Below are 10,661 nucleotides of genomic sequence, written 5' to 3' on the forward strand. Positions count from 1 at the left end.
TTTCGGGGTTCGCAGGCGGGGAATACTTGCCCCTTCCCCGCTCTAAAGGCGGGGCTTTCCCCTTCCTGCTCACCCTCGGTGGGTGCCCCACCGCTCCCAGCAACTTCGCTCGGGAACAAGATGCCCTTTGAAACCCATCCCCCCAAGACTGAGGGATTACGGGGATTGAATCATTTTTCTTGCAGAGGTGATCTAATTTTAGTATAATTATTTACAGATTGTCCAAGAGGCTGGGGGTGAAGATGGAGATAAGGCATTATACAAAGGTAGAGTTGGAGAATGTGGACAGGGCTGGTTTTCAAGGGGTGAGGGCAAGGTATGTGATTACCGACAAGGAAGGTGCCCCTCACTTTGCCATGCGGGTCTTCGAGTTTGAACCCGGCGGTCATACATCGTTGCATCAGCACCCTGAGGAACATGAGATATTTATCTTGGAGGGGGAGGCCGTGGCGGTCAACGATAAGGGGGAGGAGTTTAAGCTGGGACCAGGTCACACCCTTTATATTCCCCCCCAAGAGCCTCATCAATTTAAGAATGGATCAGGAAGTGTGATGAAATTGATCTGTTTGATTCCTCTCCTTAAAGACTAAATAAGAGATAAGTTTAGAAAAGGAGGTAGTGATGAGGAAGGAGAAGAGGGCACAAGATGCGTTGAGGAAGGGGATTTTCCCTCTCATTTTAATTTCCCTCTTATTTTTCCCCACAAAAGTCCTCTCACAAGGGGGAAAGGGGATAGAGGAGTTGATCAGGGATTTGCAGGATAAAAACCCCCTTGTCCGCTGGACTAGTGCCGAGGAATTGGGCAGGCTCAAGGATGTCAGGGCGGTGGAGCCCTTGATCGCAGCGCTGCGGGATAAAGATGAAGGGGTCCGCAGGGAGGCGGCCAAGGCCCTGGGGCAGATCGGGGATCCCCGGGCGGTGGAGCCTTTGGGTGAGATGCTGGAGGATAAGGATGAGTTTGTCCGCATGAATGCCCTCTGGGCCTTGGAGAAGATAAGGAGTGATCAGGCGGTGGAACTGATCATCTCGACGCTGAAGAATGATAACCCCCTGGTGAGGATGAATGCGTCTGCATCCCTGGGGAGGATAGGGGACAAAAAGGCCATCGGTCCCCTGGAGGAGGTAGCTGGAACTGATCATATCTCCTATGTCCGCTTTGCAGCCCAACAGGCACTCTTGCAGATCAGGCGCGAAGCGATGGAGCAGATTGCCGAGAGAGCGAGGATGAGGATTGAGGAGACCCCGCCTCAGGAGCGTAGGTCGGTCGCAGAGGAGAAGACGGCGGAATTGATCGCCGAGATGAAAAAGGTGGCGGAGAGGTTGGAAAAGGAATATGGCCTGGTCCTCGATTACATGAAATATGGCATCATGGACCTGCTGGACATCGAGGGGCGGATGAAGGTGAGGTGTTCAAAGGATACCATTGAGGGCTTGCTGGGGGATCTATTGACGGAGGAGGACAAGGAGAGGAACAAACACCTCTTTGGGGAGAAAAGTGAAAGACAGACCCCTTAAACCCTCTTTTAGCTCATAGCTGATAGCTCATTATTATGAACTATGAGCTATGTGGTCCCTCGAATTCTTTCAGTTCCACCAACTAAATAGAAGAAGAATCAATTTTAGGTTTTTTGGGCAAATCAGGCGAGCGCAAGGACCTATCCCAAAGGTCCCGCACAAAATTGGGGAGGGCAAAAGAGGCCCGATGTACCTCAGGGTTATAGTACTTCAGGCCTGGGATAGGGCTCCAATAGCCCGAGGGGATCTCCTTTTTAAAGAATCTATCCGAAGCACTGGCCAGTCCCAGGCTCCAATCGCTGCTCACGTAGAAGGGGGCAGGCAGGAGGACTGGACTGGCTATGGGAAGGGCCTGGCGCATATTATGGAAGACCTTCACAAATGTATCGGGTGTAAAAAAGGGGGAGGCTACTTGTTGCATTAACAGCCCTTCTTCTCCCAGTACTGTACAACACGCCTGGTAAAACTCTGGGCTGATCAATGGTTCAGCGACCCCGAAGGGGTCGGTGGAGTCGATGATGATGATGTCAAGACCCTCTTGGGCATTTTTTACATATTCTACCCCATCCCCGATGATCACCTCCACCTTGGGATCAGAGAGGCTACGGGACATCTCAGGGAAAAACTGCTGGCAGACCCTGATTACCTCTTCGTCTATTTCCACCAAGACGATCTTTTCCAAGCGGCGGTACTTCAGCAATTCCCTGACCACCCCCCCATCTCCCCCTCCGATAACCAAGGCCCTTTTCGCCAGGGGATGGGAGGCCAAGGGGACATGGACTATCATCTCATGATATACGAACTCGGAATCCTCGGTTAACATCATAAAATCATCTATAAGCAAAATTCTACCATGGTTTTTAGTCTGCAGCACCTCGATCTTCTGATGTTTAGATCTGATACTGGCCAGCTTTTCCTCATAGATATATACTGCCCCGTAGCTGGGGTCGTGCTCTTCATAGGCCACATTTTTTTTCTCCTGGAGGCGTGAATCCATCATCTCTTCCCTGCTCCATGGATATGTTTAGGTGCACATTACTCCACGGATGGGGGAATGTCAACATCCATATTCTCTTGCTATTGCCTTGGAAAAATGGGTATAATTTACCGTGAAATTGCACGGCATGAAGAGACTCTGTATGATCTTTCATCCTTTAATGTTATTTACGGCCCCCCTTCAGGTGGCTTCGCCCCCTGAAACCCCTCGAAAAGAAGGGGTCCTAGGGTTCAAGGATTCAAGTGGTTTTTCTTTTACTAAAATCCTAGGCTCCTCGAATCCTTGAATCCTGTATTTTCATGAGTGGGGATGAGGATAAACCATCATGAGGGTTTAAAAACAAAGGATTTCTCTTGGGGGAGTTGATCAAAAAGTTTGTCTTAGATAATGGGCTGGTGTTAGAGGTAATTGATGAGAGTTTCAACTATTATGCCGAATTTTGGAACCTGAAGGTGGTGATCAGGGGTAAGGTGAAGGTCAGAGCGGAGTACCTTCAAGACATCGTCCTCTCCAATCCCCATGAACTGGAGGCAAAGGAGGCCTTGGGGAAGGAGGTGGAGTATTATCGAGAACTTACCCAGATAGGGGTCAGGGAGGCGGAGTTGGGGAAAAATATACAAAGGCTGCTGCAATACTTTGAGGAGAACTCCTTCCCCTACTTACGGCATCCCTTCTTTCCGGAGAGGATGGTAAGAAAGCGATGGAGGGAGTTGGCCGAGGAGATCAAGGTCAGGAGGTCGAAAGGAAATGAGGTGGGTTAGGATCGTCGCTACAGTTCTCTTCGTCCTTTTTTTTGTGAATCTACCCCATGAGCCAAGTTGTGCCTCTCTTCCTTGGAAGGGGGTGAGCTTTCATTATCGAGTTCATAAGGTGGGGGCCACCATCCTCAAGGCCTCTCTTTCCATAGAGCGGGAAGGCCCTCTTTACCTGGTGAAGGCAGAGGTGGATACCACGGGTCTTACCCTCCCCCTTTTTCGGATGCACAATCGGTTCCGCTCTTATGTCAAGGAGGAAGGGTTAGAGCCCCAGCAATATGTAAAAGAAGTGGATCAATGGGGGATCTTCTCGCAGAAAAAATACTATACCGATATCCTCACCTTCGACATGGATGGTTCCAAGGTAGTCGTTGAGAGGGTGGACCCCCCCCAAGTGAGGGAGGTATCGGTCCCCCCTCAAATCTATGATCCCCTGGCCATCTTCCTCAAATACTTTCTGGATGTAAAAGTGGGGGAGGGTGATAAGATAGAGATGAGGATATATGATGGGATAAAGGTGAGGGAGGTGATTTTCATTGCCTCCCATAGGGAGATCACAACCCCACTCTACGGTGAGGTAAGGACCATATGTCTGGAGTCCAAGGTTCCTTTTTCCAGCCTGGGAGACAGGGAGGGGGTGATAAAGATATGGTATACGGATGATGACATGAGGTTTCCCGTGAATATCTCCTTAGAACTCCCCGTTGTGGGTAGTGTGGAGTTTCAGTTGGAGAAGGTGCAGATCTGGTAAACAAAAAGTCATAAAGGGGTCAGGTCTTGCTTTTTGCCTCAGGGCAAAATGAAGAGATCTACAAGGGGGGGGGAGGAATGGATAAATTCAGTGTAGGCAAAAAGCAAGACCTGACCCCCATTGTCTTTGAATGAGCATCAGCACGGAAAAAGGGTCAATTGTTGATCCTTTCCCCCCCCTTTTTTAAATGGACGCCTCTTGATAATCCGCTCTGGGACGCAGATCCCTCCCCTTAGATCGGGGTTCTTGCAAGAGCAGATGACCGAATTGAGCCCGTAGGCCTGTGCGATTTTCTTTATTCTGTAATATCCTTTCTCTCGCAAAGGTTTGGGGATGAGCTTGGTCTTGGTGGATGTACCTACCTCCACCCAAGGCTGGTTTTGGAAGCAGGCATGGATGATATCCCTATAAAGAGGGGGGAGTTCCTCCTCCAACTGTCTGGCGATGCCTGGGCGCAGATGCAGATAGCTGAGGCTTATCCTATTGACCCCTCGGTCTTTGATGGCCCCCATGAGTCTCTCGATTTCCTCATCGTTGTCGGTCAAAAAGGGGATGATGGGATCCATCCTCACCTCAGGTATGATCCCTATCTCGGAGAGGGCCCGTATATTTTCCAACCTCACCACAGGCGGGGCAGCCCCCGGCTCAAAATGCCGCCAATATCTCTCTGAGAGGGACACCAACCCTATCTGGGCTATTACCCCCTCGGGCCACTGGCGGAACAGTTGAAGGAAGCGAGGCGGTATCTCCCCTTTGGTCAGAAAAGAAACAGTCACTTCATTCTCCAGCAGGGTCTGCATGGAGAGGTAGGTGATATCTAAGATAGCAGGATGGGGTTGAAAGCAGTCAGAGGCAGTATTGAAGACCACCAGGTCGGGGTTTCCCTGCTTGCGGGGATTGGTGAACTCCTGCTGCAGGAGGAAGGGGAGGTTGGCGTATAGCTCCACCTCCCCTTTAGGGGGGACCTGAGAGTAGCCTCTCGCATAACAGTAGGCGCAAGCTAAACCACATCCGTTGGTGACGTTGATAGTATATACCCCCCTCAGGCAACCGAAGTTGGTCCTCTTTAGCACCCGTCCGCGTCTCTCTTTGGGAATGACTTGAAAGGGGATCATGGGAAATGGGATAAACGGGAGGGGTTTATGCCAGCCCCACCAGCCTTTTGAACTCTCCTTCGTCGATGATCTTGAGGCCCAACTCCCTAGCCTTAGCATATTTCGAACCAGGATCTTTCCCCACTACTACATAGTCCACCCCTTTGCCCACGCTGGAGGCCACCTCCCCCCCAAGTCCCTCCACCAAGTCTTTGGCCTCGTTCCTGGCCATTTTCTCCAACGCCCCGGTAAAAAGGAAGGTTATCCCCTTCAGGGGCTCCTCTTTCTCCTCTCTCGGTTTCTCTATCTCTACCCCCGCCCTCTGCAACCTTGTAATCACCTTTCGGTTCCCACTTTCGCGGAAGAACCTGGCCACACTTTGGGCTACCTCAGGGCCTATCTCCGGGATGTCCAGCAATTCCTCCTCTGTGACCTGGAAGAACCTGTTCAGGGACTTCAACCTCTGAGCCAACACCTGAGAGATGTGTTCCCCCACATGTCTAATCCCCAAGGCATAGACAAAGCGGGCGAGGGGGGGGTGTTTGCTCTTCTCCAAGGCCTGTAGGAGGTTTTCCGCCGACTTCTCGGCCATCCTCTCCAGCGGGATAAGGTCCCTTTTCTTCAGATAGTAAAGATCGGCAATGTCTTTGACCAGGCCTTCGCCCACCAGTTGATCGATAAGTTTCACCCCAAGACCATCGATGTCCATGGCCCTTTTGGAGGCGAAGTGTTTTACCCTCCCCTTCAATTGGGCTGGGCATGATATGCCAATACAGCGATGGATGGCCTCGCCTGGGAGGCGGACCACATCAGCCCCGCAGACTGGGCATTTATCGGGCATGGTAAACCTCCGCTTGGCCCCGGTCCTCTTGGATTTTATGACCTTGACCACCTCCGGGATCACATCCCCAGCCCTCTGCACCACCACAGTGTCCCCGATCCTGATGTCTTTTTTGTCGATCTCATCTTGGTTGTGGAGGGTTGCCCTTTTCACCTCTACCCCTCCTATCCTCACCGGTTCCATCTCGGCCACAGGAGTCAGGGCCCCTGTGCGCCCCACCTGTGCCTTGATATGTATGATCTTGGTGGTTGCCTCCTTGGCAGGAAACTTGTATGCCAAGGCCCATCGAGGGCTCCTGGAGACCTCTCCCAGCCTGTGCTGGAGTCCGAAACTGTTCACCTTGATGACTACACCATCCATCTCGTAGGGTTGCTCTTCACGTAATTCGTTGATTTCTTTGTAATAATTGATGGTATCCTGGATATTGTTGCATCTCCGGACCAAGGGATTTACCCTAATCCCCCACTTGGGAAGCGTCTGAAGGACCTCCCATTGGCTCTCAAATTCCCTCCCCCTCACCTCTCCAACGTTGTAGCAGAAGATCTTGAGGGGCCTTTGGGCGGTGATGGAGGAGTCGAGCTGGCGCAGCGACCCCGCAGCGGCGTTGCGGGGATTGGCGAAGAGAGATTCACCGCTGTTCTCCCTCTTCTTATTGAGCTCTTTGAAGTCCTCTACCTCCATATAGACCTCACCCCTCACCTCCAGCCTATCCGGAGGAGTCTCTTTCCTCTCTATGAGGTGCAGGGGTATGGTCTTGATAGTCCTCAGGTTTTGGGTAACGTCCTCACCAGTGACCCCGTCCCCCCTGGTGGATCCCACCGTAAACTCCCCTTGCTCATAGACCAGTTCGACGGCTATCCCATCCAATTTGGGTTCCGCCACATACTCGATCTCCTCATGCGTCTTGAGGAAGCGCTTGATCCTCTGGTCGAACTCTATGACATCCCCTTCCTCCATGGCGTTGGCCAGACTTAACATCGGTATGGTATGGATCACCGTGCCGAACTCCTCCAAAGGAGGGGCGCCCACGCGCTGGGTAGGGGAGTTGGGGGTCCTGAACTCAGGGTGTTTTTCCTCCAACTTCTCCAGCTCCCTCATTAAGGTATCGTATTCGGCGTCAGATATCTCCGGTTCATCCAGGACATAGTACCTGTAGTTGTGATATTCGATCTCTCGCCTCAGCCACTTTACTCTTTCCTCTATCTTTGTTGGGGTCATAACTATTCCCTCATAAGTTATGTTCTTGATCTAAAAATATTTTAATTTCGTCTAACTACTTTGTCAACAGCCCTCCAGGATCAATAAATCCATGGTTGACTTCTCCTGATGGTTTTGGCAAGATAGAAAAGGAAGTGGATAGGTCCCTGGTGGACCTCCTGGACTTCAAATCCAGTGGCGGGTGTAGGGCATCCGCGGCGGGTTCGATTCCCGTACACTTCCGCCATTTTTCGTTTAACTGGGAAAGGAGTCAGCCATGTTTGGCATTGGCATGCCAGAGCTTATCATCATCCTTGTCATTGCTCTCCTTGTATTTGGGGCCTCCAGGCTTCCGGAGATAGGATCAGGTGTTGGGAAGGCCATCAGGAACTTCAAGAAATCGATAAAAGAGTCTCCAGAGATCGACGTGACCCCTAAAGAAGATAAAAAGATAGACTCAGAGCCAAAGAAAAAATAGGGCAATTTGAAACGGGAGGTCGTTTATCTGGGATTAGGGTCAAACCTCGGCGATAAAGTGAATAATTGTCTGCGTGCCCTAGAAGATTTATCCTCAAGCGGTCAAAATTACATCCAAGCCATTTCCTCCCTCTATAAGACAAAGCCAATAGGTTACCGTGAACAGGATTGGTTCATCAATTGTGTGGCAGAGGTGATTACACATCTTTCCCCTCGTTCCCTCCTACAGCTCTTGCATGGCATAGAGGAACGGATGGGGAGGAGAAAGACCTTTCAATGGGGGCCAAGGGTCATCGACCTGGATATACTCCTCTATGGGGCAGAGGTCATCGAGGAAAGGGGTCTCGTTATCCCCCACCCCCGTCTTCACAAGAGGGGTTTTGTCCTCATCCCCTTGGCGGAGTTGGCCCCTGATCTGATCCATCCGATATTGAAAAAGACCGTCAAGGAGCTCCTGGAAGGGGTAGAAGAGAGAGGGGTGGAGTTCTATGCCGCCCCTCCTGATGTAGAGATATTTCATTAAAATTATGCTTCCATTTCTCATTTTCAGAGAAGATATGCAAAAGGGGGTTAATCGGCCGTGGCCATAGAGTTTATCCGGGCGATAAGTGAGGGAAGAAAGATCTATGGGATACTTCATCTCCCCCGGGACCCCTCACCCCCCTGTGTCGTCGCCTCCCACGGGCTCTTCAGCAGCAAGGATAGTGATAAGTTCGTGGAGATCGGGGAGTTCTTCTCCGCCAGAGGGATCGCCCTCATCAGATATGATCATCAAGGCTGCGGTGAGAGCGAAGGGGAGATCAGCGAGACTACCGTCTCTTCCAGGATAAAGGATCTGGAGGCGATATTTGAGCTTGCGGTCAATCATCCCCTTCTAGGCGATAGCATAGGTCTGCTGGGGAGCAGTATGGGTGGGTTTATCTCCGTCTTTAAAGGGGCAGCTGATCCCAGGGTGAAGGCCCTAGCCCTCTGGGCCACCCCTTCACATTTCGGAGGGGAGAGGGAGAGGATACAAGAGGATGCTCCAGCTTTACAGGAGGCCTTTTATCAGGACATAAAGAGATACGATGCCAGGGGAGCCATTAAGGGTGTAGCTCATTGTTTAATCCTGCACGGGGAGGCAGACGAACTTGTCCCCCTGTCCCAGGCCGAAGAGCTATATAAGTCGGCCCGTTCCCCCAAACACCTGGAGGTCTTTAAGGGTGGGGACCATCGATTTATTGATCCCCAGCATCGCCAAAGGGCTATAGAGGTGAGCCTGGAGTGGTTTCAGAGGTATTTATGAGAAAATATCTTGGGTGGCTGTCCTAATTGAGATAGGCGCTCCCCTGAAGGGATTGTATAGCCTTGCGGCTTTTGTCCTGACGCCCTAGGCTCTTTGACCTCTTGCCTAGTACTTGGACCCAGGCTCAGCCACCCAAAGAAATTATACTTCAATTTTAAAAGAAGTCAACTTTAAGAATCGAGATCAGAACCGTGGGCTTACATGATATTTACTTTTTTGGAATAGTTTATGAAAAACACCCAGAATACCCCGTCCTGTGGACGGGGATAAATGCGGAGCAGAGGCAAGGGGGATGCAATTCTCCTCCTTGTTCTTCAAGATGTCCCGCTCTGTGGGCGGAGAGGTTCACTATAAAAAATAGCAGGGTTAAAACTTACAATGTTTTTTCAGAACAGACTTTGAGCATAAGGAGATTTGTTTTTCAATATAGGATGATTTTTCTACTCCTTAGTCAGCAAGTTACAGGGGCTAGAAAAAAATTTTCGTAGAGAGGCCTTGAAGGATAAAACAATTACATTACAATGTAACTGTTTTTAAAATTCAGTTACTTTAAGGAGATTTTGGGTGAATTTTTTCTGTATCAACTGACCAATGAGCGATAAGATCACCTGCACAATCATCTGATATTCCTACATCTGCCCCCTGGCTGTTTGAGAAAGTAGCAATTTGGTAAGATGTAATAAGGAGTCCACAGCTAAAGCTGGAGGATATACTGGCTGCCATAGAAGATCCACTTGAGGTCATAAAAGAAGAAAAGGTGTACAAAGTTGGATAGGTAGTTTTTTCTTGCTATACTCATTTAAGTCTGCTAAAATTTATTTATGATAAAAAACAGCAGGGCTAAAATTTACATAAGGAGAGAGTTAGAAGAGAAGATAGAGAGGTTTCTCCATTCTCCGGAGATCATAGCTATCGTCGGCGCAAGACAGACAGGGAAGACCACATTGATGGGGAAGGTCTTCGAGGGGGTTAAAGATGATGCCGTCTTTCTGGACTTTGAGGACAGGGAGGTGCTCTCCCTTTTTCAAGAAGATGTAAAGGCCTTTGCCAAACTTCACGTTGAGGGGAGGAAATTTGTCTTCATAGACGAGTTCCAATATGCCGAGGAAGGGGGGAGGCTTTTAAAATATTTATATGACCATTATCCCACCGCCAAGTTCATCATCTCTGGCTCTTCCGGGCTTGATTTAACGGTCAAGGCGGTCAGATATTTAGTAGGAAGGATCTTTGCCTTTGAACTTTTCCCTTTTAATTTTACTGAGTTTCTGAGTTTTAAGGAGCCTAACCTTTACGAAGGCTTTTATAAAGGGTGGATAGAAGATATTGGCAACTGCGAGGAGATTTCCCAACCTCTTCATAAGAGGTTGATGTCCCTTTGGGAGGAATTCTCCATCTGGGGTGGATATCCCAGGGTAGTTCTGTCGGACTCTGACGAGGAGAAAAAAGAGGTTTTGAAAGGTATTATAAACACCTACCTCTTAAAAGACATCCGGGGGTTCTTCCGGTTGGCCACCGAACGTCATCTACAAAGGCTTATGAAGGCTTTAGCCCTGCAGATCGGTAATTTGGTCCACTACAATGAGCTCTCCCAGGCCTCAGATCTACCCTATAAGGCCCTAAAAGAGCATCTGTCTATTCTGGAGCAGACTTATATCCTGAGGTTCGCTGTGCCTTATTACACCAATAAAAGGCTGGAGGTGGTTAAAAACCCAAAGGTTTACTTTGGGGATACAGGACTTAGGAATCTTA

Annotated in this window: 11 protein-coding genes and 1 tRNA gene; 9 read left to right on the plus strand and 3 right to left on the minus strand. The window is 49.9% G+C overall.

The window, feature by feature from the left end:
- The first annotated feature begins 236 nt into the window (after positions 1–236).
- Both JRI46_11035 and JRI46_11040 read left to right on the plus strand, forming a co-directional pair.
- Complete coding sequence (locus tag JRI46_11035; GenBank protein ID MBW2040103.1) at positions 237–590, plus strand: cupin domain-containing protein; 354 nt, start codon at positions 237–239, stop codon at positions 588–590.
- 31 nt (positions 591–621) lie between these two features.
- Positions 622–1,515 carry a HEAT repeat domain-containing protein gene (locus tag JRI46_11040; GenBank protein MBW2040104.1) on the plus strand — a complete coding sequence of 298 codons (894 nt, stop codon included), beginning with the start codon at positions 622–624 and terminating at the stop codon, positions 1,513–1,515.
- Between the two features lie 82 nt (positions 1,516–1,597).
- Here JRI46_11040 and speE read toward each other — a convergent pair whose 3' ends face one another.
- A complete protein-coding gene (gene speE, locus JRI46_11045) occupies positions 1,598–2,515 on the minus strand; it encodes a polyamine aminopropyltransferase (GenBank protein MBW2040105.1) in 918 nt (305 codons plus the stop codon).
- A 359-nt stretch (positions 2,516–2,874) separates the two neighbouring features.
- On the opposite strand from speE, the gene JRI46_11050 reads away from it, so the two are divergent.
- Positions 2,875–3,273, plus strand: a complete 399-nt coding sequence (locus JRI46_11050; GenBank protein ID MBW2040106.1) for a hypothetical protein — start codon at positions 2,875–2,877, stop codon at positions 3,271–3,273.
- Positions 3,260–4,018 (plus strand): DUF3108 domain-containing protein, encoded by a 759-nt coding sequence (locus tag JRI46_11055; GenBank protein MBW2040107.1) that lies wholly within the window; start codon positions 3,260–3,262, stop codon positions 4,016–4,018. The genes JRI46_11050 and JRI46_11055 overlap by 14 nt, the downstream gene beginning before the upstream one ends.
- Before the next feature lie 137 nt (positions 4,019–4,155).
- On the opposite strand, the gene JRI46_11060 is transcribed toward JRI46_11055, so the two are convergent.
- Positions 4,156–5,091, minus strand: coding sequence for a hypothetical protein (locus tag JRI46_11060; protein ID MBW2040108.1), 936 nt, complete (start codon positions 5,089–5,091; stop codon positions 4,156–4,158).
- A gap of 67 nt (positions 5,092–5,158) precedes the next feature.
- On the minus strand, positions 5,159–7,171 hold the full coding sequence (gene ligA / locus JRI46_11065) for an NAD-dependent DNA ligase LigA (GenBank protein MBW2040109.1): 2,013 nt from the start codon (positions 7,169–7,171) through the stop codon (positions 5,159–5,161).
- A gap of 130 nt (positions 7,172–7,301) precedes the next feature.
- On the opposite strand from ligA, the gene JRI46_11070 reads away from it, so the two are divergent.
- The 5 genes from JRI46_11070 to JRI46_11090 form a co-directional block, all read left to right on the plus strand.
- Positions 7,302–7,397: transfer RNA gene (locus tag JRI46_11070), tRNA-Sec, on the plus strand.
- A 30-nt stretch (positions 7,398–7,427) separates the two neighbouring features.
- Positions 7,428–7,628, plus strand: a complete 201-nt coding sequence (locus JRI46_11075) for a twin-arginine translocase TatA/TatE family subunit (GenBank protein ID MBW2040110.1) — start codon at positions 7,428–7,430, stop codon at positions 7,626–7,628.
- Between the two features lie 6 nt (positions 7,629–7,634).
- Positions 7,635–8,150, plus strand: a complete 516-nt coding sequence (folK, locus tag JRI46_11080) for a 2-amino-4-hydroxy-6-hydroxymethyldihydropteridine diphosphokinase (GenBank protein ID MBW2040111.1) — start codon at positions 7,635–7,637, stop codon at positions 8,148–8,150.
- A 57-nt stretch (positions 8,151–8,207) separates the two neighbouring features.
- The gene (locus JRI46_11085) at positions 8,208–8,912 is read left to right on the plus strand and encodes an alpha/beta fold hydrolase (GenBank protein ID MBW2040112.1); all 705 of its coding nucleotides are present in this window, start codon (positions 8,208–8,210) and stop codon (positions 8,910–8,912) included.
- A gap of 821 nt (positions 8,913–9,733) precedes the next feature.
- A partial coding sequence (locus JRI46_11090) for an ATP-binding protein (protein ID MBW2040113.1) occupies positions 9,734–10,661 on the plus strand: 928 nt, incomplete at its 3' end.

The sequence above is a fragment of the Deltaproteobacteria bacterium genome (genome assembly GCA_019308925.1).
Taxonomy (GTDB): Bacteria; Desulfobacterota; B13-G15; order B13-G15; family RBG-16-54-18; genus JAFDHG01.